The sequence below is a fragment of the Neogemmobacter tilapiae genome, from assembly GCF_014652215.1.
Taxonomy (GTDB): domain Bacteria; phylum Pseudomonadota; class Alphaproteobacteria; order Rhodobacterales; family Rhodobacteraceae; genus Neogemmobacter; species Neogemmobacter tilapiae.
Window position 1 is genome coordinate 39526 of sequence record NZ_BMYJ01000007.1, and the last position, 22788, is coordinate 62313.

A 22788-nucleotide genomic window follows, 5' to 3' on the forward strand; every position below is an offset into this window, starting at 1 on the left:
GCACGAAAGGGGGCCCTGATGCTTGACCTTGCCCATATGCGCGCCGAACTGGCGCGGCATTATGATCTGGCCCCATCCCTGAAACTGGCGGAACAGACCTCGGACATCTGGCAGGGCATGTCCCGTGTTGTGCCCTTCCCCGACTGGGCGATCCATGCGCCCTACGTGGTGGCGATCAACCGGCTGAAAGCCGAACGTGATGCCGTGATCCTAGGACACAATTACATGTCGCCGCAGGTCTTTCATGGCATTTGCGACGTGGTGGGCGACAGCCTGCAACTGGCGGTCAAGGCGCAAGAGGTGAAGGCCAGCGTCATCGTGCAGTGCGGTGTGCATTTTATGGCGGAAACGTCGAAAGTGCTGAATCCGCAAAAGACGGTGCTGATGCCCGATATGGAGGCGGGCTGTTCGCTGGCCGAATCCATCACGGCCGAAGGCGTCGCCCAGATGCGTGCCCGTTACCCCGGTGCGCCAGTGGTGACCTATGTCAACACGACAGCCGAGGTGAAGGCGGCCTCCGACATCTGCTGCACCTCTTCCAACGCCGCGCAGATCGTGGCGGCCTTGGACGCCGATACCGTCATCATGCTGCCCGACCAGTATCTGGCGCAGAACGTGGCGAAACAGGTGCCGCACAAACGAATCGTCTGGTGGGAAGGGTCGTGCATCGTGCACGAACAATTCACCGCGAAAGAGCTGCGCGAGTTCCGCGACTGGAACCCCGACACGCGCATCATCGCCCATCCCGAATGCCCCCCCGACGTGGTGGCCGAGGCGGATTATACCGGTTCAACCTCGGGCATCATCGCCTATGTGGGTCGTGAACAGCCGCAAAAGGCACTGCTTGTCACCGAATGTTCCATGGCCTCGAACATCGCCGATGCCCATCCGAAGGTGGATTTCGTCGGCCCCTGCATGATGTGCCCCTATATGAAGATGATTACGTTGGAAAAGGTGCTCTGGTCGCTGCACACCATGACCACCCCGGTTGATGTTGCGCCCGAATTGATCAAAGGCGCGGCCCTTGCCGTTGAACGGATGATCGAAATGTCGCGCCAGGTGGCCGTATGACGAACCACACCGACCGTGTGGTCATTGTTGGCGCGGGGATTGCGGCGCTTTATGCGGCGCTGACCCTTGCCCCCCGCCCGGTTCTGGTGATCAGCCCCGAACCCTTGGGCTTTGGCGCAAGCTCTGCTTGGGCCCAAGGCGGGGTCGCGGCCGCGATGGCGCAGGGCGACGCCCCGGCGCTGCATCTGGCCGATACCATCCGTGCCGGGGCGGGCCTCGTCGATGCCGCCGTGGCGGGCGTCGTCACGACCGAAGCCCCCGAGCTGATCGCGGCCCTCGCCGCCCTTGGTGCGCCCTTTGATCGCGATGCGCTGGGCGGCTATGTCCTCTCGCGCGAAGCGGCGCATGGCCTGCCGCGCGTGGTGCGGGTGGGTGGCGACAGGGCGGGCGCGGCGATCATGGCGACGTTGATCGCGGCTGTGGAAAAGGCCCACCATATTCAGGTGATGACCGGGCTTCTGGCGACGGGCGTCCTGACCGAACAGGGCCGCGCCGTGGGCGTGACTGTCGAAGGCGCGGCGGGCCAAGGGGCGATCCACGCCCCTGCCGTCATTCTGGCGGGCGGTGGGGCGGCTGGGCTTTATGCTGTCACCACCAACCCCAACCGCATTCGCGGCCAGATGCTGGGCATGGCGGCACGGGCCGGGGCGGTGATCCGCGATGCCGAATTCATCCAGTTCCACCCCACCGCCATCGACACCGGCGAAGACCCGGCGCCCTTGGCGACCGAGGCTTTGCGTGGTGAAGGGGCCGTCCTTCTGAACAACCTTGGCCAGCGCTTCATGCTGGACGTGGTACCCGAGGCTGAATTGGCCCCCCGCGACATCGTGGCCCGCGCCGTCTATGTGGAAAACCAAAGCCACCGCCGCCCGGTGCTGGACACGCGGCAGGCCATAGGCCCTGACCTTCCGGCGCATTTCCCCACCGTCCATGCCGCCTGCCTGCGGGCGGGCATCGACCCAGTGGCCGAACCCATCCCCGTGACCGCCGCCGCGCATTACCACATGGGCGGCATCGCGGTGGACGGGCAGGGCCGTTCTTCACTGCCCGGCCTTTGGGTCTGTGGCGAGGCCGCCTGTACGGGCCTGCATGGGGCCAATCGTCTCGCCTCCAATGGTCTGCTTGAGGCGCTGGTTTTTGGCCGTCGCGTCGGTCGTGCTGTCGGTGCAACCGTCACAACGCAAGGCGATGCCCCAGCCCAGATCACCCTTTCGGGCCAGACCATGACCCCGGATGAGGCTGACATCGCCCAGCTTCGTCGCCTGATGACCGACCATGTCGGTGTCGTCCGCGAGGCTAAAGGCTTGACCCGTGCCCTTTCCGCGCTCGCCGCTCTGGATCGCCCCGATCAGCCCTTGGCGATGCAAAACATGCTGGCTGCGGCCACCATGATCACGGCGGCTGCACTGCTGCGGCGTGAATCCCGGGGGGCGCATTGCCGCAGCGACTTTGCTCAGACCCTGCCCAGGGGCGAGCCCTCGCATTTGACTTGGTTGCAGGCCCAGATGATCCGCGCCGATGCCGTGATGGAGCACTAGATGACCGATATCCCCGAATTCCTGCTGGAACCCTTGGTCCGCGCTGCCTTGAACGAAGATCTGACCCCTTGGGGCGATGTCACCACCCGCGCCGTCATTCCGGCGGGCACCCAGGCGCGCGCCTATCTGCGGTCGCGTGGCGCTGGCGTTGTCTCGGGCATGCAGGTCGCGGAACTGGCCTTTCGTCTGATCGACGCGCGATTGACGGTCACAACCCATCTCGCAGAGGGCTCTGCCTGCGCAAAAGGTGATACGTTGATGGAAGTCAGCGGCGATGCCCAGTCGATCCTGATGGCTGAACGCGTCGCCCTCAATTTCGCCGGGCGCATGTGCGGCATCGCCACGCTGACGGCGGCCTTCGTTGCAGAAACCAAAGGCACCAAGGCCCGCATCGCCTGCACCCGCAAGACCACGCCCGGCCTGCGTCTGGTCGAAAAGGCTGCCGTCCGGCACGGCGGGGGGGCGAACCACCGCTATGGCTTGGGCGATGCCATTCTGATCAAGGACAACCACATCGCTGCCGCCGGTGGCGTCGCGCCCGTTTTGGCCGCCGTCCAAGCGACCCGCTCCCATATGATGCGCGTCGAGATCGAGGTGGATCGTCTGGACCAGTTGGAACAGGTGCTGGCCCAGGGCGGGGCTGATGTCGTCCTGCTCGACAACATGGACACCCAAACCCTGATCCGCGCCGTGCAGATGGTGGCAGGCCGCCTAGTGACCGAGGCTTCGGGCAATATGGCGCTGCCCCGCATTGCCGAGGTGGCGACGACCGGTGTCGATTACATCAGCGCGGGCGCGTTAACCCATTCCGCACCGGTGCTGGATCTCGGGCTGGATTTCGACTGACGGCCCTTAACCAACCTTCAGGCGAACCATCAACCCCCGCCCGTCAGGCCCCGACTTCAACCGGACGAACCCATTCAGCGCCGTCGCAATATCCCGCACGATGATCAACCCCAGCCCATGCTGGGCAATCCGCACCGGTGCCGCACCCGTGTCAGGCTGCAAACGCTGGGTCAGTTCTGCAAGCAAGGGGGCGGGCAGGGCGGGGCCATTGTCCTGCACGGCCAGAACCCCGTCCTCTTCGACCCGCACCGTGATTTCGGTCCCCGGCGGTGTATGGTAAAGCGCATTGGTGATCAGGTTTCTTAACGCCTCGCCCAAAAGCACCGGCTCGGTTTCCACGGTCACCACCCCATCCGGCCCCTCAAACCCTAGATCATGTCCCGCCCGCAGCGCATCGGGCAGCAGTTCCTCGGTCACTTGCCGCGCCACCTGCACCAGATCGGCGGGTACCAGTTTCGGCCCCGCCCCTTCGGCCCCCAACCGCGCCAGCACCAGCAATTGCGCCAGAACCCGTTCCGCCCGGATCAGCGCGGCATCGGCTTTGGCCAAGGCCGCCCGGCTGGCCTCGGGCGTCGTCGCCCGCCGCGCCAAGGCCATCTGGGTGCGCGCCACGGTCAGCGGCGTGCGGATCTGATGGTTGGCATTTCCCGCAAAACTTTGCAGCGCCGCCAAAGCCTTATGAAGCCGCAGCAGAAAGCCGTTCAGCGCCTCGACCACCGGCATCAATTCGGCCGGAGCCTTGACCACGATGGCCCCAAGATCGCCGGCGGCCCTTTCGGCAATCGTCTGGCTCAATTGCCGCGCCGGGCGCAGCGCCAGCGTTGCCGCCAGTGCCGCCACCACCGCTGCCCCGCCGATCAGCAGCACCAAGCGCAGCGCCGACCGCGTCAGGATGGCCCGTGCCAAAGCCTCTCGCGCCCGCGTCGATTCTGCTACGGTCACCGTTACCACGAAACTGCCCTCGCCGGTGGTCAATTCCCGACGAACGGTGGCTTTACGGATCGCGACGCCACCAATCTCACCATCGGCAAAACCATTCTCCGCCGGCGTCAGTTCTTCATACCCCGTCAAAAGGCCGCCCGGTCCGTCCACCCGGTAGAAGACTTGATCCTGCGCCGCCGAAGAAAGCATATCCAAGGCCGAAAATGGGATCGCCACCTGCGCGCCCCCTTCGGCATCGACGCTGACCCGTTCCGCAATGGCCAAGGCCGCCCCCGCGAGCACGCGGTCGGACACGTCCCGCGCGGTCCGCAACGCCTCGGCCCGCGTGTCGATCAGGGCCAGAACCCCGATGCAGGCCGTCGCCAGCACCAGCCAGAACAACAGCCGGAACCGCAGAGAGGCGGGCCTAGTCAACTGGCTTCTCCAGCATATAGCCAAGGCCCCGGGCCGTCCGCAGGTTCAGGCCCAAGGGGGCCAGCCGCCGCCGCAAACGGCTGACATATTGTTCGATGGCATTGTCCGACAGGCTGTCCTCCAGACTGGTCAGCGACTGGACGATGGCCTCTTTCCCAACCACCCGCCCCGCCCGCAGAACGAACAATTCCAGCAGCGCCAATTCCCGTGCGGGCAGGGTCATCGCCTCACCACCCACCAAAAACTGCCGCCCGGTCTGATCGAAACTCAGCCCCCCCAACTGGATCACCGAGGCCCCGAACCCGCCCTGCCGCCGCAGGATCGTCCGCACCCGCGCCTCAAACTCCCGCACGTCAAAGGGTTTGACCATGTAGTCATCCGCCCCCAGATCCAGCCCCAGCACCCGTTCATCGGGCCCGCCCCGCGCCGTCAGGATCAGGATCGGAACCCCGTTCCGCCGCGCCCGCAGGGATCGCAGCACGGCCAGCCCGTCCTTTTCCGGCAGGTTCAGGTCCAGGATCATCAGATCAAACCGCTCCGCCTGGGCCAGCGTTTCCGCCGAGGCCCCGTCATGGACCACGTCGACCGCATAGCCTGCCCCCGCCAGCAGGCTGGTCAGGGCTTCGGCCAAGGGAAGGTCATCTTCGACAAGCAGGATCCGCATGGCCCATCTAAAGCCTTTCGTTGCGTCCTTGAAAGCCCCTTGCTAGCCTGTCCCATGTTCCGCTGGCTGGTTCCCCTTTTCGTCGCCCTCGCCCCGGCCCGCGCCGAGGTGGTGCTGTTTCCGGCCAGCCCCGAAACCGCCCGTATGACAATCTATTCCACCCTCGACGCCCCCCTTGCCCGCCCGTTGATCGAGGCTTTCCAAGGGCAGAACCCCGGCGTGACGGTTGTCTATGATGAACTGCTGGCGGGCGAGATTTATGATCGGGTGCTGGCCGAACCCGAGGGGACGGCGGATTTCATCTTTTCATCGGCCATGGATCTGACGGTGAAGCTGGCCAATGATGGGCAGGCTTTGGCTGTCGATGTCCCCTTGGAAGGGGACTGGCCGCGCTGGGCAAACTGGCGGGACATGGCTTTTGCGCTGACTTTTGAACCGGCGGTCATTGTTTATCATCGCCCCTCCTTTCCCGACGGCCCCCCGGATACCCGTGCCGCCCTGATGGGCTGGCTGGAAACCGCCCCGCGGGGCAAGATCGGCACCTATGATATCGCCCGCTCGGCCGTCGGTTACTTGTTCTTTTCCCGCGATCAGGAGCATTTCGCGGATATCTGGCCGCTGGTGGAGGCGATGGGTCGGGCGGGGGTGCGGGTTTTCCCGACCTCGCAGGATGTGATCGACCGGGTGGAGCGGGGGGAGCTTTTGCTGGGCTATAATATCCTGGGTTCCTACGCGACGGATCAGGCGGCGCGCAGGCCCGATCTGGGGATCGTTCTGCCCCGGGATTATGTGGTCGTGGCGAGCCGGGTCGGGCTGGTCCCGAAGGCCGCACGGGCGCCCGATCTGGGGCAGGCGATGCTGGCCTTTCTGATGGGGCGGGAGGGGCAGACCCTGCTGGCCGAAAAACTGCGGCTGCCCGCTGTTTCGCTGGAAGTTTCGGGCCGGGACAGTGCCGGGGCGATGGCCCGGGAACTCGGGCCGCGGTTGAGGCCGGTTCCGGTTTCCCCCGGCCTGCTGGCCTATCTGGACCCGGCCAACCGGGCCCGGGTTCTGGCCCGGTGGAAGGCGGCGGTGGAGTAGGTTTTCACGCGTGAAATGGGGGGTAAGGGGTTGGGATTGTTGATGTATTCATGGGTTTGAATGTGATTTTGCCTTGAATTTGCCGGTTACCTCTTATTCCCTAGATAATCCTATCTGGAATGGTCTGATCTGGCGCGCGTTCTGGAGGGCGCACGCGATGTGGTTAACTCGCTTTTGCCGCATAAATTGCGAAGTAATGGCCTGACAATGTTAAAGAAAAATAAGAAATGATGCAAGTAAACTTACTAGATAATAAGAAAAATAGGCACTATGATGGGTTTGGATCGGCCATGCGAGGCTAGAATGATACAAAAAATTGATATCGACAATGACCGGAAGTTGCTTCGGCCGCCAATTGTTAAAGAAATTGGGTCTACGCCTGGTGAAAAATATCTTGCAAAACTTTCAGACTACACCTTCTTAAATCTCTGGTCATATCCAAACCCCTACCGCGATCAACGGTCCAAAGGCGCAACTGAAGGGGATGGAAAAGAGATTTGCGATTTGCTGGTCGTTTGTGGCGAGCATATCATAATTTTTTCAGAAAAAACAAATTCTTGGCCTCAAGGTGATATTAATCTATCTTGGAGCAGGTGGGTCAAGAGGGCAATAAAAGAGGCAATAAGGCAAATAAATGGCGCAGAAAGATGGATTGCTGATCATCCAAATAGGATATTTCTTGATCGAAAGTGTGAAATTCCATTTCCTATTGACTTGCCTCCTATTGAGAATCAAAAAATTCATAGAGTGATAGTAGCGGGCGGCGCTGCAGAGGAATGCAGAAGATTTTTCCCAAATCATAGTGGCAGCCTGGCGCTGAATCCAAAAATTACTGGCGATCAGCACTTTCCAGATGATATAAGTGACGCTGAGCCTTTTGTAGTGGGAGATTTAGACCCGGAAGGAAATTTAATACATATCTTCGATGAAATATCGCTCGAAATAGTGATGGGAGAACTTGATACCATTAGAGATTTTACCGACTACTTGATGGCAAAGGAGCGAATCTTTAGATCTGGCAATATGGAGAGGGTGCTAGGGGAAGAGAATTTGCTGTCTCACTATGTTACAAACACGAATCCGGAAGGCAATCATGATTTTATTGTTGATAAAATTACAGGAAAATTAGACCTATCTAAAGCAAAATACTCCGACCTTATTAAGAATCCTCAGTATCAAGCAAAGAAAAGCGCTGATCAAATTTCTTACGTTTGGGATCATTTGATATTGGAATTCACGAAGCACATGTTGGGCGGAACCTCTATGGCTCCACCTGGTATGGATTTTGAACTCCGAGAAAATGAAATTGCTGTGCGATGGATGGCGTTAGAAAGTAGATTCAAGCGAAGAACAAACGGTGAAGCGATTTGGGGGGCACTGCAAAACGGCCTCAAGGAGGATAGATTCTTTAGACTCATGATGTCACCATCTGGCACGAAAGAATCTGAAACAGCTTTTTTCATTTTGACAGTTAAATACTTGGAGTGGATGATCGACAAAGGTGGCTATGAAAAATATAGAATGTTTAGGTCGAGTTTAATGTTAACTTATGCTCAGGCCACTCTTGTTAAATTTCCCCACTTGAAGAGAATAATTGGGATAGCAATGGAGCCCCCCGAGCACGAAAATAGTTCGGAAGATTTGATTTATGTAGAGCAATCTGCATGGAGTGATGATTTTTTGATGAATTTAAAGAGAGACTGCATCCATCTCAACGTATTTCAGAAGGAAATGGCAATGATGGAAATTGATGATCGTGAGTATCCAGAAGTTAAAGAAGTCTTGGTGCGAAAAAGAAAAATGCAATCCATGAACCGCGCGGATCGCCGAAGGCATGCGGCTAAGATGCGAAAGGGAAGAAAATAGAGTATTTGAATATTCGCAAATCTCTTTTGTGTTTCTGAAGTATTTTATGGCTTACTCTTCATAGTCAATTATTATTTATGATCTAAACTATTACCCAATCCGCCACGCATGGCGCACGCATCGGCAGGAGTTTCTGCCGTCCTTGGTTGGGGCGGTGTTCTATCTGCTGGCCCTGCAGGATGCAGAACCATCGCGGGCGACGCGGGGGCTGTTGTTTTTGATCTTTGTTTTTCCACCCATCACTGTTGGGCGGATGGTCTATACCGCTTGGAAGCATGGGAAGGCTTCGCGGTAGCAGATGTTTTGCTCAGGCCATAGTGCCGCGCCGTCGGCCCTTTCTATCTCTTTCCCAACGCCCCGCTTCTTCCGGCCCCGGTGCGCGCCAAAGGCGCAGGGGCCAGCGCCTGCCCGTTCCGGCGGGCTGGCGCTTGGGTGCGGTCAGTGCCTTGATCAGATCGGGGATGCACTGGGCAGCATAAAGCGCACCGACGGGCCGTTGTCGCGCCATCCCACGGGCAGGCGCTGGCCCCTGCTTGGGTGGGCGCGGAGGGGTGTGTTCGGATGGTGGGTTTCACCCACCCTACGGCGCCCCCACCCCTGACCCCTCCCCACGAGGGGGAGGGGGAGCGCGTTGAACAGGCGTTGTGCGGTGTCCCGGCGGGGTGTGGGTTGTGGTGCGCCATGAATGCGCACCCTACGCCCCCCATGTCAGCTTCATGTCAGCTTGCCGTGCCAACCTCGGCCTGTCGGGGAGGGAGGACTCCCCGTTTGATTCGGGGTGCAAGCCCCCTAGGGAGGAAAGACAATGAAACACGTCCTGTTGGGCGCGGCGATGGCCGTGGCTCTTGCGGTTCCCGCATATGCTCAAGATTACACGATCATGGCCCCGGCGGCCCCCGGTGGGGGTTGGGACGGGACGGCGCGGTCGATCCAAGAGGTGATGCAGGCCGAAGGGATTGCGCCCTCGGTCGAAGTGATCAATGTGCCGGGCGCGGGCGGCACCGTGGGTCTGGCGCAGTTTGCGGCGGACAGTGCGGGCGATCCGACCAAGCTGATCGTGGGCGGCTATGTGATGGTGGGGGCGATCCTGACGAACGGCTCGCCGGTCAGCCTGAAAGACGTGACGCCGATTGCACGGCTGACGGGGGATACCGAAGCGATTGTGGTTCCGGCGTCGTCGGACATCATGACGATCAATGATCTGGTGGAGAAGATGAAGGCTGATCCGGGCTCGGTGTCCTGGGCGGGTGGCTCGGCGGGCGGGGCGGACCATATTCTGGTGGGCTTGCTGGCGAAATCGGCGGGGGTGGACCCGACGAAGATCAACTATGTGGCCTATTCGGGCGGCGGTGAGGCCTTGGCGGCGATCCTGGGGAACCAGGTGACGGCGGGGGTTTCGTCGATTGGGGAGTTTTCGGAGCAGGTGAAGGCGGGAACGATGCGTCTGCTGGCGGTGTCCTCCGATGCGCGGCTGGAAGGGGTGGATGCGCCGACGCTGAAAGAAGCGGGCTATGACGTGGTGTTGCAGAACTGGCGGATGGTGGCGGCAGCGCCGGGGATCACCGATGAGCAGAAGGCGAAAATCGCGGCGGATATTGAAAAGCTGAATGCCTCGGCCGGGTGGAACACAATGCTGGCGACGAAGGGCTGGTCGAACACCTATCTGGCGGGGGATGCGTTCACGGCGCAGCTTGAGGCGGATATTGCGGCAACGGATGCGATCCTGCGCGACATCGGTCTGGTGAAATGAGAGGCTTGGAAAGCCGGCAGCGCCGCCCCCAGTGGGCGGCGTTTGTCATTGCGGCGGGGCTGGCAGCGATGGCGCTGGCGCTGCTGATGGATGCGGCAGGGCAAAAGCAAGATGGGGGCTATGCGGGGGTGGGTCCGGGGGACGTGCCGCGGATGGTGGCTTACGGCTTGCTGGTGCTGTCGGGGCTGACGGTGGTGGCGGGGTTCCGGGGGGCTTTGCCGGAACCGGAGGTGCAGAATAAGGGGCCGGTGTTGTGGATCCTGACGGGGTTGGGGTTGCAACTGGTGCTGCTGCATTGGGCGGGGTTCGCGATCGCGGGGGCGATGCTGTTCGGACTGACGGCGCGGGGGTTCGGGAAGGGGCCCTTGTGGCTGACGGTGGGGGTGGGGTTCCTGGTGGCCTTGGGCATCCATGGGGTGTTTGACGGGCTGTTGAACCTGAACCTGCCGGCGGGGCCGGTGGAACGTCTGGTGTTCGGGGGGTGATGATGGAGAGTTTTAACCTGCTGATGCAGGGGCTGTCGGTGGCCTTGGACCCGATGATCCTGCTTTATGCGCTGATCGGGGTGACGCTGGGAACGGTGGTGGGGGTGCTGCCGGGGATCGGGCCGGCGCTGACGGTGGCCTTGCTGCTGCCGGTGACCTATGGGCTGGATCCGGCGGGGTCGCTGATCATGTTCGCGGGGATCTATTATGGGGGGATGTATGGGGGGTCGACGACGTCGATCCTACTGAACACGCCGGGCGAAAGTGCGTCGATCGTGACGGCGATCGAAGGCAACCAGATGGCGCGGAAGGGGCGGGCGGGGCCTGCGCTTGCAACGGCGGCGATTGGGTCGTTTGTGGCGGGGCTGGTGGCGACTTTGCTGCTGGCTTTCCTTGCGCCGCAGGTGGTGAAGCTGGCTTTGACGCTGGGGCCGCGGGAGTATTTCGCGCTGATGGTTCTGGCCTTTGTGACGGTTTCGGCGACCTTTGGGGACAGCGCTTTGCGGGGGCTGACGTCTTTGTTCATCGGGCTGGCCTTGGCTTGCGTGGGGATTGACGGGCTGACGGGGGCAGCGCGGCTGACCTATGGTGTGCCGCAGTTGATGGACGGGATTGAGACGACGACGCTGGCGGTGGCCTTGTTCGCGATTGGTGAGGCTTTTGCGGTGGCGGCGGTGGTGGCCCCGCCGGACGGGATGCATCAGATCAAGGGGCGGGTGACGATGGCGGCCGAGGATTGGCGGCGGTCGTGGAAATCCTGGATCCGGGGCACGTTCATCGGCTTTCCCATCGGGGCGATGCCGGCGGGTGGGGCGGATGTGGCCTCGTTTCTGTCTTATGCGACGGAAAAGAAGCTGGCGGAAAAGCCCGAGGAATTCGGCCATGGCGCGATTGAGGGCGTGGCCGGGCCAGAGGCTGCGAACAATGCGGCGGCGGCGGGGACGCTGGTGCCCCTGCTGACTCTGGGTCTGCCGACAACGGCGACGGCGGCGATCATGCTGGCGGGGTTTCAGCAATTCGGGTTGCAGCCTGGGCCTTTGCTGTTTGTGACCAATGCCGAACTGGTCTGGGGTCTGATTGCCAGCCTGTTGATTGCGAACGTGATGCTGGTCGTTCTGAACCTGCCGCTGATCGGGCTTTGGATCCGTCTGCTGTCGATCCCGCGCCATTGGCTTTATGCGGGCATCTTGCTGTTTGCGACTTTGGGCACCATCGGGGTCAACCCTTCGCCGGTGGAGTTGGGGATGCTGATCCTGTTTGGCGTGATGGGCTATGGGATGCGGCTGTATGGCTATCCGGTGGCCCCGGTGGTCGTGGGGCTGATCCTGGGGCCCATGGCCGAACAACAACTGCGCCGCGCCTTGGCGATTGCGCAGGGGGATTGGTCAACGCTGGTATCGACCCCGGTTTCGGCGATTTTGCTGACCGTCGCCGCGCTATTCCTGATCGTGCCCTTGATCCTGCGTTACACAGGGCGGGGCGCGGTTCTGGCGCAGGTCGCAGGCGATGAGGACTGAAACGCTGGAGCGCCCTTTGGGCGCAAGCCTTTGTGAACGCCGCTTGCGCGGCGCGGTGGGAGGGCTTCTGCCCTCCCACACCCTCCCGGGATATTTTTGAAGAAAAGATGGGAAGGGCGGGGCGCCTTGGTGTCCTGCAATTTTACATATCCATTGCAAGTTTACAGGTTTCCGCTTTATCCTGAAAAGACAGGATAAAGGACATGACAGGTTTGCAAGTTGCCATCATTGCGGATGATCTGACCGGGGCGCTGGATTCCGCAGCCCCCTTTGCGGCGATGGGCTTGCGCACTGTGGTTTTGACTGGATTGGAGGCTTTGCCGCAGGCCGAAGGGGCCGATGTGGTGGCGCTTTCGCTGGCCAGTCGGGAAATTCCAGTGGGTCAGGCGGCGGCGCGGGCGGAAGCGGCGGCGCGGGCGCTGGGCGGGGCTGTCTGGTTGTTCAAGAAGATCGATTCACGCCTAAAGGGCCATGTTGCCGCCGAAGTGGCGGCGGTTGCGGCGGTGCGGGGGGCCACGCGTATTCTGGCCTGTCCGGCGGTGCCGGATCTGGGGCGTTTTGTGCTGGGTGGGGCGCTGGTGGGGCAGGGTGTCGCCGTGCCCTTGCCGGTGGCCCCGGCCCTTGCGCCTTTGCCGGTGGAGGCGCCGGATGTGCGGGGTGAGGCCGATCTGGAGGCGCTGATGGCGTCCCTGACGCCTGATGTGCTTTTGGTGGGGGCGCGGGGCCTTGCCTCGGCCTTGGCGCGGCGTTTGGCGAAGGGGGCCGCACCCGTGCCGCCTTTGCCGGGGCCTTTGGTGATACTGGTGGGATCGCGCGATCCGATCACCTTGGCGCAGGTGGAATTGGCACGGCAAGAGCCGGGTGTCGAATGGATTGCGGCACCGGATGGGCAGGTGCCGCAGGATGCGATGCCGGGTGCGACGCTGCTTTTGCAGGCAATGCCCGGCGCGGGGGCGACGGGGGCGGCGGTTTCGGCCCGTCTGGCCAAGGGGTTGCCCGTGCATTTGACCGCGCGGCGGGGCCTGCTGATCACCGGCGGCGAAACCGCTGGGGCGGTGCTGGCCCATCTGGGCCTTCAGGCGCTGGAAGTGCAGGGCGAGGTTCTGCCGGGCCTGCCGCTGTGTCGGCCCTTGGGGGCCATGGAACATTTGACCATCGTGACGAAATCCGGGGGCTTTGGTGATGTCGATGCCCTGCAACGCCTGATCCGGCAGGCGAAAGGAGATTTGGATGTCGCGCAGCGCTGATCCGAACGAACGGCCAAAGTCGATGCTTTTGGCCGATGTGGTCTATGATCGCCTGCGGCGTTCCATTCTGAACGGCGATTTCCGCCCGGATGACCGTTTGCCGGGGGAAAACGCCTTGGCCGAGGCGCATGATGTGTCGCGCCCGGTGATCCGCACGGCGTTGCAAAGGCTGCGCGAGGAGGGGTTGGTGACGTCCCGCCAAGGGGCGGGGAGTTTTGTCAGCGCGCCGGTGGAACAGCGGCCCTTGGCCTTTCAACCCTTGGAAACCATTGCGGATTTGCAGCGCTGCTATGAGTTTCGTCTGACGATTGAACCGGCGGCGGCGGCGATGGCGGCCTTGCGGCGGGGAGACCGGCATCTGGCCGAGATCGGCACCTGTCTGCAAATCATGCGGGATGCGACGGAACGACGGAACCACAGGGAGGACGCGGATTTCGACTTTCACCTGTCGATCACGCTGGCGGCGAACAACCAGTATTTTGAAACCTCGATGCGGGCCCTGCGGGAACATATCGCGGTGGGGATGAAGTTCCACGGGCTGTCTTTGCAGACGGTGCGGGGGGGGCTGGACCATGTGCTGGACGAACATGCCGCGATCTATGAGGCGATCACCAAGGGTGAGGCAGAGCGGGCGCGCGAGGCGATGCTGAAGCATGTAACCGGGTCGCGCGACCGTCTGTTTGAAGGGCGGTTGCTGGATCTGTCGCAGCGTTAAAAGGCGGCGCGGTAGATCTGTTCAACCTCGGCCAGGGTCATGTCGCGGGGGTTGTTGTCCATCAGGCGGCGGATGGCATGGGCTTCTTGCGCCCAAGCTTGCAGGTCGCTGTCTTTGGCCCCGAGTTTGGACAGGCGCATTTCGACGCCCAGATCGGCGCACCATTGGCTGGCGGCTTGCAGAAGATCGCCTTGGAGGCCAAGGGCATGGGCGATTTCGGCGGTCTTTTCACCGGCGACAGATTGGTTGAAGGCCAGCACATGGGGGAAGATGACGGCATTGGCGAGGCCGTGGGGGAGTTTCAGCCTTGTGCCCAAGGGATAGGCGAGGGCGTGGCCTGCCGCCGTGTTGACCGGGCCCAAGCAGATGCCGCCGTAATAGGCGGCGAGCAGCAGGGCGGCGCGAGCCTCGGCATCCGCGCCATCGGCGACGGCGCGGGGCAGGTAGCGGGCGACGAGGTTAAAGCCGATGCGGGCATAGTTGTCGATGAGCGGATGGGCTCTGCGGTTGGTAAACGCCTCAACACAATGGGCCATGGCGTCGATGCCGGTGGCGGCGGTGACGGCGGGGGGGACGGTCAGCGTCAGATCGGGGTCAAGGGCGACCATATCGGCGATCATATGCGGCGTTTCGACGGCCATTTTGTTGAGGGTGGCGGCGTCGGTGACAAGGGCGCGGATGCCCGCTTCGGATCCCGTGCCGGCGGTGGTGGGGACAAGGGCCAGGGCGTTCTGGCGGTGGGTGACTTTGTTGGGGCCGATGATCTGGGGCAGGGTCTGGTGGCCACGGAGGACGGTGACGAGTTTGGCGACATCCATGACCGAGCCACCGCCGAAGCCGATCACAAGGTCGGGCTGGGCGGCTTGGGCGGCGGTGAGGGCGAGGTCGAGGTTGATCGTGTCGGGTTCGGGGGCGACGCCGTCAAAAACGGTGATCTGGCCGGGAAGGGCCAAGCGGTCGAGCAGGGGAAGCATGACCTTTTGGGTCAGGACAAGGATGTGGGTGAAGCCTTGGGCGCGGGCCCAATCGCCGACCTGGGCGGCAGAGCCGGAGCCATAGTCAAAGCGGCGGGGCTGATAGAGGCGGAGGGGCAGGGCATAGGCGGTCATGCGGCGGCCTTGGCTTTGGGGGTGTTCAGGGGGGCGAGTTTGGTGGCGAGGTCGGCCTGTTCGGCTTGGCTCATGGCGACCAAGGGTGGCCTTGTGCGGGCCCAAGCGGGATCATCCCAGACATGGCCGACCATGGCCTTGATGGCGGGGATCTGGACGTAGGAATTGGACAGGTTGCGGAAGGCGTTGATGCGGTCTTGGGCCTTGGCCACAGCATCAGCTTGGGCGGGATCATTGGCCCCGGCGTAGACGATGGCGAGATCACGGGCGACGATGTTCGAGGTGGCGGTGATGCAACCGGCGCCGCCCATCTGCATGACGGGGAGCAGCAGGGGATCCGCACCGGCGAGGACGGAGAAACCGGGGAAGCGGGCGATCATGCCTTCCATATTCTCAATCTTGCCGGCCGAGTCTTTGATGCCGACCACGGTGTCGGGGAAGGCGGTGCGGAGGCGGTCGATGAGGTCGTGGGAGATGCCAAGGCCAGCGACCTGGGGGATGTGGTAAAGGACGATGTTCAGGCGGCTGTCGGCGACGCCTTCGATCACGCGGGCATAGGCGGCGAAAAGCCCCTCATCGCTGACGGGTTTGTAATAGAAGGGTGGCAGCATGACGACGCGGGTGACGCCTTGCGACAGGGCGTGGCGGGTCAGGGCGATGGTTTCGGGGATGTTGGGCAGGCCGGTGCCGGGCATCAACTGATCGGGCGCAATGCCTGCGGAGAGGGCGGCGTCCAGAATATGCTGGCGTTCCAGCACCGAAAAGGAATTCGCCTCACCCGTGGTGCCCAGAAGGGCGATGCCGTTGCAGCCCTGTTCCAGCAGCCAATGGCAATGGGCGGCAAAGGCGGGCAGGTTTGGTGAGAGGTCGGCGTTCAGGGGGGTCGCAGCGGCGGAATAGACGCCGGTGATGGGATGGGTCATGGCTTGGCCTTGGGATTGGCGACCAGCTTGGCGGCATAGGCCAAGGCGTGGTTAAGGTTGGTGTTGTTGGCGCGGCCGGTGCCGGCGATGTCAAAGGCGGTGCCGTGATCGACCGAACAGCGATCAATCGGCAGCCCGACCGAGACATTGACGGCGGTGTCAAAGGCGACCAGCTTGATGGGGATATGGCCTTGGTCGTGATACTGGGCGATCACCAGATCAAAGGCCCCGTTGTAGGCACGGTGATAGACGGTGTCGGCGGAAATCGGGCCTTGCACGTCGATGCCTTCGGCGCGGGCTTGGGCCACGGCGGGGGCGAGAAATTCATCATCCTCGGTCCCGAACAGCCCGCCTTCGCCGCAATGGGGGTTGATGCCCGCGACGGCAATGCGGGGCCGGGAAAGCCCGGTGCGTTTCATATGGGCGTCGCCTTGGCGGATCGTCGCCAGAACCCGTTCGGTCGTCGCGCGGCCAATGGCATCGCGCAGGGCGATGTGGGTTGAGACATGGATGACGTTCAGCCGTTCCGAGGCGAGCAGCATCCATGACGATTTGGAACCGGACAGATGCGCCAGCATGCCCGTATGCCCGTCATAGTGATGCCCAGCGGCATTCAGGGCGGCCTTGTTGATGGGGGCGGTGGCGATGCAGCCGATGTCGCCTGTCATGGCATCGGCCACGGCGGCCTTGATGAATTGAAAGCAAGCCTCGCCACAGCGGTCGTCCAGCTTGCCAAAGGCGGGCAGGGGGCCAGGGATGTCGGTGTGGTGGATGTCGAGTTCGGACAGGTCCATGCCCGTAATCAGCACCGATTCCGCCGCGATCAGGCTGTCGCGGTTGCCGTAGATGCGGATGCCTGCGCGCTGGGCCGGGGTCATGGCGGCCAGCGATTTGATGATGATCTCTGGCCCGACCCCGGCAGGGTCGCCCATGGTGATGCCGATGAGGGGGGTGGTCATGCCGAAACAGGCTCCCATTGTGTGGTGGTGGCCGAAGTGACGGCGTGACAAGCGACCTGATGGCCGGGGGTGATTTCGCGCAGGGCGGGGACTTCGGCCTTGCATTTTTCGCGGGCCAAGGGGCAGCGGGTGTGGAAGCGGCAGCCCGAGGGCGGGTTGAGGGGGGAGGGCACCTCGCCCTGCAAGCGCTGACGCTGGCGCGAGGATTTCGGATCGGGTTCCGGCACGGCGGACAGCAGGGCGCGGGTGTAGGGGTGCAGCGGATTGGCGAAGAGGTCGCTGGAAGGGGCGAGTTCGGCCAGACGGCCCAGATACATGACGCCGACGCGGTCGCTGATATGGCGGACAACGGCCAGATCATGGGCGATGAAGAGGTAGGTGAGTTTGTATTTGTCTTGCAGATCGAGCAGCAAGTTCAGGATTTGCGCCTGAACCGAGACGTCGAGGGCCGAGATCGCCTCATCACAGACGATAAAGCGCGGTTCGCAGGCCAGGGCGCGGGCGATGGCGACGCGCTGACGCTGACCGCCGGACAATTCATGCGGATAGCGGCTGGCGAAACGGTCAGAGAGTCCGACATCGGCCAAGAGGCGCGAGAGGCGGGCAGGGAGTTCGGATTTGGTCGCCAGTTTGTGGAACAGGATCGGTTCCGACAAAGCCTCGCCAATGGTCATGCGGGGGTTGAGGGTGGAATAGGGATCCTGAAAGACGATTTGCAGATCGCGCCGGAAGGGGCGCATGGCGTCATCGTCGAGTTGCGCCAGTTCCTGCCCCTTGTAGACGATAGACCCGCCGGAGGGGCGTTGCAGGTTGAGGATGCAAAAGCCGGTGGTCGATTTGCCGCAGCCGGATTCGCCGACCAGCGAAAGGGTTTCGCCTTCGATGATGGTGGCGGTGAAATCGTCCAAGGCGCGGACAACGGCAGCCTTGTCGCCAAAGGCCCCAAGGCGGATGGGAAAGGCTTTCGACAGGCCCTTGATGGTGATGAGCGGCGCGTTCATGCGGCACCTTTTTCGGTTGTGACGAAACAGGCGACGCGGTGGCGCGGATCGCTGCCCGGCACGGGGGCGAGTTTCGGCAAGGCGTCGTTGCAGGCAGGCATGGCCAGACTGCAACGCGGGGCAAAGGGACAGCCCGGCGGGCGGCGGCCGGGTTCGGGCGGGGTGCCACCGATAGAGGGCAGGCGGTCCATCGCCTTGCCCGCAAGCGTGGGCAGGGAGGCGAGCAGGCCACGGGTGTAGGGGTGGCTGGGGCGGTCAAAGATCACATCGACGGGGGCATCCTCGACCACGGTGCCTGCGTAAAGCACGGCGATGCGGTCGGCCAATCCGGCGATGAGGGCCAGATCATGAGTGATCCAGACGACCGACATTTTCAGCCGGTCTTTGAGTTCGCGCACCAGATCGACGATCTGGGCCTGAATGGTCACGTCGAGCGCCGTGGTGGGTTCATCGGCGATCAAGAGGCGTGGGTTGCCCGCAAGGCCGATGGCGATCATCACGCGCTGGCGCATGCCACCCGAGAGTTCATGCGGATAGGCCATAAGGCGGTCGCGGGGGGAGGGGATGCCGACGAGTTCGAGCAGTTCCCCGGCGCGTTGCATGGCGGCGGGTTTGGCCATGGCTTTTTGATAAACCAGCGCCTCGACAATCTGGTCGCCGATGCGCATGACGGGGTTGAGGCTGGTCATCGGGTCTTGGAAGATGAAGCCAATCTCGGCCCCGCGCACCTTGCGCAGTTCCTTGGGCGATAGGCGCAAAAGGTCACGCCCGGCGAAATGGGCGGAACCGCCGGTCGCTTTGATCTTGTTGGGCAAAAGGCCCATCAGCGACAGCATGGTCAGGCTTTTGCCGCAGCCGGATTCGCCGACAACGCCCAGACTTTCGCCTTCGGCGACGGTCAGGTCGATGCCGTCCACCACACGGGCGGGGCCGTTGTCGCGGGCGATGTCGATGGTCAGGCTTTTGATGTCCAGAAGCGCGGTCATTTCTGCCCCTTGGGGTTCAGGGCGTCATTCAGGCCGTCACCCAGAAAGTTGAAGGCGACGGTGACGACAGCCAGCACGGCGGCGGGGGCCAGCAGCAGGTGGGGATAATTGGTCCAGACCCGCAGGCCATCCGAGATCATGTTGCCCCAGCTGGGCGTGGGCGGGTTGACCCCGATGCCGAGGAAGCTGAAGGCGCTTTCCAGCACCATGGCGGTGCCAAGCCCCGCCGAGACGGCGACGATCAGCGAACCCATGGCATTGGGCATGACATAGCGCATGAGGATGATGCGGTTGGTCAGGCCCAAGGCGCGGGCGGCGGTGACATAGGGGCGGTTGCGGATCGACAGCACCTGCGCGCGGACAAGGCGGGCATAGGGCGGCCATGAGATGAGGGCCATGGAGCCGAAGACCAGAACAAAGTCGATCAGCGCCGAGTTGCGGTAGATCGGGTTCATGGTTTCCATGTAACGCGCCTCCATCCACAGGGTGATGGGTTGCTTGAGGCTGGCGTTGATGACGACGACCAGCAGGAGTTGCGGCACAGACATGGTCATGTCGGTGACCCACATCAGGGCCTTGTCGAAAAAGCCCCCGTAAAAACCGGCGATGGCCCCCAGAACCACCCCGATCAGCAGCGCGACCAAAGTCACGATCACCGCCACTAGAAACGCCGTTCTTGCGCCATAGATCAGCCGCGACAGCACATCCCGGCCCAGATCGTCGGTGCCGAAAGGATGGGCGAGGGATGGGGCCAGATTGCGGGCGTCGAGATCCTGCGAGAGAAAATCATAGGGCGTGAGCCAAGGCCCAAAAGCCGCGACAAAGACGAGGGCCGCGATGATGATGAGGCCCGCGACGGCGAGTTTGTTGCGGCGCAGGCGACGCCAGGCATCGCGCCAGAGGGAGTTCGGTTTGTCTTCGACAACAGCGGACATCAGCGGCCCCCCTTGGCGTCACTGGCCCGAGGGTCGAGCAGAGGATAAAGCAGATCGACAAGCAGGTTTGAGGCCATGACGAGGAACGAGCCGATGAGGGTGATGGCGAGGATCACCGGAAAGTCGGAATTGGTCAGCGCGGAAACCGTCAGGCGGCCAAGGCCCGGCAGGCCGAACACGAGTTCGACAAAGATGGCGCCGTTGACGATGGTGATCATGATCAGCCCCAATTGGGTGATCACGGGGGTCAGCACGGGGCGCAGGATGTGGCGCAGGGCGACGATGTGTTCGGGCACACCCTTGGCGCGGGCGGTGCGGACGAAATCTTCGGTCATCACCTCGATCACCGCGGCACGGGTTTGCCGCACGATCAGGGCGATGGGTTGGAAGGACAGGACCAAGAGCGGCAGGATGATCTTGACGGAAAACACTCCGCCCCAGCCATAGGGGACCGAGCCTTTCGGCAGGATCGCCAGAAGTGCCACCATCAGCAAGGGGCCTGCGACATAGGCCGGAATGGCCCAAAGCGTGACGGCGGTGCCAAGGATCGAATAATCAAGCCGGGTGTTCTGGTTCATGCCGGCAATCATGCCCAGGGGGATGGCGACGACGGCTGTGACAAGCATCGCCAACAGCCCCAGCATCAGCGAGATGGGGGCGGCGGCAGAAATCATCGCCCAGACCGAACGGCCCGAGGTCAGCGAATTGCCGAAATTGCCATGCAGCAGGTTCCAGATGTAATTGCCGAATTGCACAAGGAAGGGCTGGTTCAGCCCCGCCTGTTCGCGGATCGCCTCGACCTTGACCGGGTCATAGGCCACGTCGCCGGGCGCGCGCAGGAAGATCAGCTTGATCGGATCGCCCGCGCCATAGAAGGCTAGGGCATAGACCCCCAGCATCACAAGCAGGACCGAGGGTATCCACAACAGCAAGCGCCGTGTGATATAGGCGAACATGTCAGGGCTCCAAAGGCTTGAGGGGGCGGGGCGCTAGGCACCCCGCCCGATCTGGCGATATCAGGCGATGTTGATCGCCCAAGGCGCGACGATCTGCCAATCGAGGTTCTTTTCCATCCCCGAGACATTGGCCGTGGCCCAACGCGACATGGTTTGCTTATACCACGGGATAAAGCAGAAATCGTCGCGGAACAGGCGCTGGGCCTCTTGCGCGAGGCTGATGCGGGCCGGATCATCGGCGGGCTTCGTCAAAGCCTCGGCAATCAGCGCATCGACCTTGTCGTTCTTATAGGCCATTTTGCCAGTGGCATTGCCCGAAGACGAGGCGATGGAGCCTGCCAGATAGCTGGCCGCATCGGGAACGCGGGTGCCGACGTCATCGCGGAAGATCTGGATCGCGTTCTGATCGGGGCCTGCATATTGGTCTTGCTGCGGTTTCATATCGACCGCCGAAATCCCAAGGTTCTGCCGCCATTGTTCGGCGATATACTGGGCCGCAGCCTCGTTTGCAGGCGACGAAATGCCCACGAACATGATCTTGGGCAGACGGTCCGGCCCGCCATAGGACGATTCCGCCAGCAGCGCCTTGGCCTTTTCCGGATCGAACGGATAGGGCACGAAAGCCGCATCATCGGCCCCCGGCACGGCGTTCATCACCATGTCGGTTTTCTGGTGTGGGCCATCGGGGAACGAGGCTTTGATCAGCCCGTCACGGTCCACGGCCAAGATCAGGGCTTCGCGCACCTTGGGGTCGTCCATGGGCGCGCGGGCGGTGTTGAACCAGAAATGCTGGCTGGTCGGAATTTCCGCGCCGCCGGCAAAATCGGCCCCCAGATCCTGCACGATGGTCGAGGTGACGAGTTCGGTATGCGCCTGATATTCGCCCGAGGCGAGCATCTGGGTGGCGGTCACGTTGTCCTCAATCGCGGTCAGTTCGATGCGGGCGAGCGCCGGTTTCGGGCCAAAGAAATTAGGGTTCGGCACCCAGACGAGTTCGCCGGTATCCAAATTGGCGGATTCCAGCATGAACGGCCCCGAGGTGGCCCCGTTGGCGGCCAAGAAGAAGTCGGGCACTTCGTTGCCATCGGCCCCGCGGGCGACCGAGACCTTGACGATGGGCGCGATGTGGTTGGCCAGACGCTGGAAGAAGATCGGATCGGGGCCAGACAGGGTGACGGTCAGCGTGCCATCGTCATTGGCGACGATGCCCGAAATGTCGGTGGCCGTGCCATCCTTGGCGGCGGCGTAACCGGCGACACCGGCCAGCACCTGATCAATGCGCTGGTTCTGGCTGGCGGGCATGGCCGACAGTTCCCACGAGCCTTTCACATCGGCGGCGGTGATCGCGCTGCCATCGGCGAATTTGGCGTCGGGGTTCAGTTTCAGCGTCCAGGTGACGAAATCGGCCGAGGGCGTCCATTCGGTCAGGACATAGGGCTGAATTTCGCCTTTCTCGTTGAAATACATCGCGCTGGCATTCCAGACCGAGTTCCAGCGATAGGGCACGCCGCCGCCGCGCAGGGGCGACCAGTCTTGCGAAAATGCCGGGTTGATGGCTTTCAGCACGGGGCCTTCTTGCGCCATGACGATCTGTGCGCCGGGGCCAAAGGCGGCCACGGCGACAACCGAGCCCAAGCCCAGTTTCAGCGCGCCACGCCGCGAAATGCCGCCTTGCGGTCTTTTGGTGGTGTTCATCGTTTCCTCCCCAAAGATGATGCGGACGGCCTTGGTCGCCGAAGCGACCCTCCTCCTCCGAAGGGCTGTCTGCTGCGGGAAGGGAACAG

Annotated in this window: 20 protein-coding genes; 10 read left to right on the plus strand and 10 right to left on the minus strand. The window is 62.6% G+C overall.

Annotated features, from left to right (window positions below; translation table 11 throughout):
- The first annotated feature begins 18 nt into the window (after positions 1-18).
- From nadA to nadC, 3 genes are read left to right on the plus strand one after another with little or no spacing between them, the layout of a single operon-like run.
- Positions 19-1071: a quinolinate synthase NadA gene (nadA, locus tag IE095_RS12055; RefSeq protein ID WP_189411922.1), complete on the plus strand. Its 1053-nt coding sequence runs from the start codon at positions 19-21 to the stop codon at positions 1069-1071.
- A complete protein-coding gene (locus tag IE095_RS12060; RefSeq protein WP_189411923.1) occupies positions 1068-2609 on the plus strand; it encodes an L-aspartate oxidase in 1542 nt (513 codons plus the stop codon). Before nadA ends, IE095_RS12060 begins: the two co-directional genes overlap by 4 nt.
- Positions 2610-3455, plus strand: a complete 846-nt coding sequence (gene nadC, locus IE095_RS12065) for a carboxylating nicotinate-nucleotide diphosphorylase (protein ID WP_189411924.1) — start codon at positions 2610-2612, stop codon at positions 3453-3455.
- 6 nt (positions 3456-3461) lie between these two features.
- Here the strand turns inward: nadC and IE095_RS12070 are convergent, their stop codons facing one another.
- Positions 3462-4811, minus strand: a complete 1350-nt coding sequence (locus tag IE095_RS12070; protein ID WP_189411925.1) for a sensor histidine kinase — start codon at positions 4809-4811, stop codon at positions 3462-3464.
- Complete coding sequence (locus IE095_RS12075; RefSeq protein WP_189411926.1) at positions 4804-5475, minus strand: response regulator transcription factor; 672 nt, start codon at positions 5473-5475, stop codon at positions 4804-4806. Before IE095_RS12075 ends, IE095_RS12070 begins: the two co-directional genes overlap by 8 nt.
- Positions 5476-5529: 54 nt before the next feature.
- Between IE095_RS12075 and IE095_RS12080 the strand changes: the two genes are divergently transcribed.
- From IE095_RS12080 to IE095_RS12110, 7 genes are all read left to right on the plus strand, one after another.
- Positions 5530-6555: an ABC transporter substrate-binding protein gene (locus IE095_RS12080; protein WP_189411927.1), complete on the plus strand. Its 1026-nt coding sequence runs from the start codon at positions 5530-5532 to the stop codon at positions 6553-6555.
- Between the two features lie 303 nt (positions 6556-6858).
- Complete coding sequence (locus IE095_RS12085) at positions 6859-8421, plus strand: hypothetical protein (RefSeq protein ID WP_229804753.1); 1563 nt, start codon at positions 6859-6861, stop codon at positions 8419-8421.
- An 805-nt stretch (positions 8422-9226) separates the two neighbouring features.
- The gene (locus IE095_RS12090; RefSeq protein WP_189411929.1) at positions 9227-10171 is read left to right on the plus strand and encodes a Bug family tripartite tricarboxylate transporter substrate binding protein; all 945 of its coding nucleotides are present in this window, start codon (positions 9227-9229) and stop codon (positions 10169-10171) included.
- On the plus strand, positions 10168-10656 hold the full coding sequence (locus tag IE095_RS12095) for a tripartite tricarboxylate transporter TctB family protein (protein WP_189411930.1): 489 nt from the start codon (positions 10168-10170) through the stop codon (positions 10654-10656). Before IE095_RS12090 ends, IE095_RS12095 begins: the two co-directional genes overlap by 4 nt.
- Before the next feature lie 2 nt (positions 10657-10658).
- A complete protein-coding gene (locus IE095_RS12100) occupies positions 10659-12173 on the plus strand; it encodes a tripartite tricarboxylate transporter permease (RefSeq protein WP_189411931.1) in 1515 nt (504 codons plus the stop codon).
- Positions 12174-12376: 203 nt separating this feature from the next.
- Entirely contained in the window at positions 12377-13420 is a 1044-nt protein-coding gene (locus tag IE095_RS12105) for a four-carbon acid sugar kinase family protein (RefSeq protein WP_189411932.1), read from the plus strand.
- The gene (locus IE095_RS12110; RefSeq protein WP_189411933.1) at positions 13404-14135 is read left to right on the plus strand and encodes a FadR/GntR family transcriptional regulator; all 732 of its coding nucleotides are present in this window, start codon (positions 13404-13406) and stop codon (positions 14133-14135) included. Before IE095_RS12105 ends, IE095_RS12110 begins: the two co-directional genes overlap by 17 nt.
- On the opposite strand, the gene IE095_RS12115 is transcribed toward IE095_RS12110, so the two are convergent.
- Genes IE095_RS12115 through IE095_RS12150 form a run of 8 tightly spaced genes read right to left on the minus strand, consistent with a single transcriptional unit; the run spans position 14132 to position 22699 of the window.
- A complete protein-coding gene (locus IE095_RS12115) occupies positions 14132-15244 on the minus strand; it encodes an iron-containing alcohol dehydrogenase (protein WP_189411934.1) in 1113 nt (370 codons plus the stop codon). The genes IE095_RS12110 and IE095_RS12115 overlap by 4 nt on opposite strands.
- Entirely contained in the window at positions 15241-16167 is a 927-nt protein-coding gene (locus IE095_RS12120; RefSeq protein WP_189411935.1) for a dihydrodipicolinate synthase family protein, read from the minus strand. Before IE095_RS12120 ends, IE095_RS12115 begins: the two co-directional genes overlap by 4 nt.
- Positions 16164-17126, minus strand: a complete 963-nt coding sequence (gene pdxA / locus IE095_RS12125) for a 4-hydroxythreonine-4-phosphate dehydrogenase PdxA (RefSeq protein WP_229804754.1) — start codon at positions 17124-17126, stop codon at positions 16164-16166. The genes IE095_RS12120 and pdxA overlap by 4 nt, the downstream gene beginning before the upstream one ends.
- Positions 17123-18127, minus strand: a complete 1005-nt coding sequence (locus IE095_RS12130) for an ABC transporter ATP-binding protein (RefSeq protein WP_189411936.1) — start codon at positions 18125-18127, stop codon at positions 17123-17125. Before IE095_RS12130 ends, pdxA begins: the two co-directional genes overlap by 4 nt.
- The gene (locus IE095_RS12135) at positions 18124-19113 is read right to left on the minus strand and encodes an ABC transporter ATP-binding protein (protein ID WP_189411937.1); all 990 of its coding nucleotides are present in this window, start codon (positions 19111-19113) and stop codon (positions 18124-18126) included. The genes IE095_RS12130 and IE095_RS12135 overlap by 4 nt, the downstream gene beginning before the upstream one ends.
- Complete coding sequence (locus IE095_RS12140) at positions 19110-20048, minus strand: ABC transporter permease (protein ID WP_189411938.1); 939 nt, start codon at positions 20046-20048, stop codon at positions 19110-19112. Before IE095_RS12140 ends, IE095_RS12135 begins: the two co-directional genes overlap by 4 nt.
- On the minus strand, positions 20048-21004 hold the full coding sequence (locus IE095_RS12145; RefSeq protein WP_189411939.1) for an ABC transporter permease: 957 nt from the start codon (positions 21002-21004) through the stop codon (positions 20048-20050). The genes IE095_RS12140 and IE095_RS12145 overlap by 1 nt, the downstream gene beginning before the upstream one ends.
- 60 nt (positions 21005-21064) lie before the next feature.
- Positions 21065-22699 carry an ABC transporter substrate-binding protein gene (locus IE095_RS12150; protein ID WP_189411940.1) on the minus strand — a complete coding sequence of 545 codons (1635 nt, stop codon included), beginning with the start codon at positions 22697-22699 and terminating at the stop codon, positions 21065-21067.
- Positions 22700-22788 lie beyond the last annotated feature (89 nt).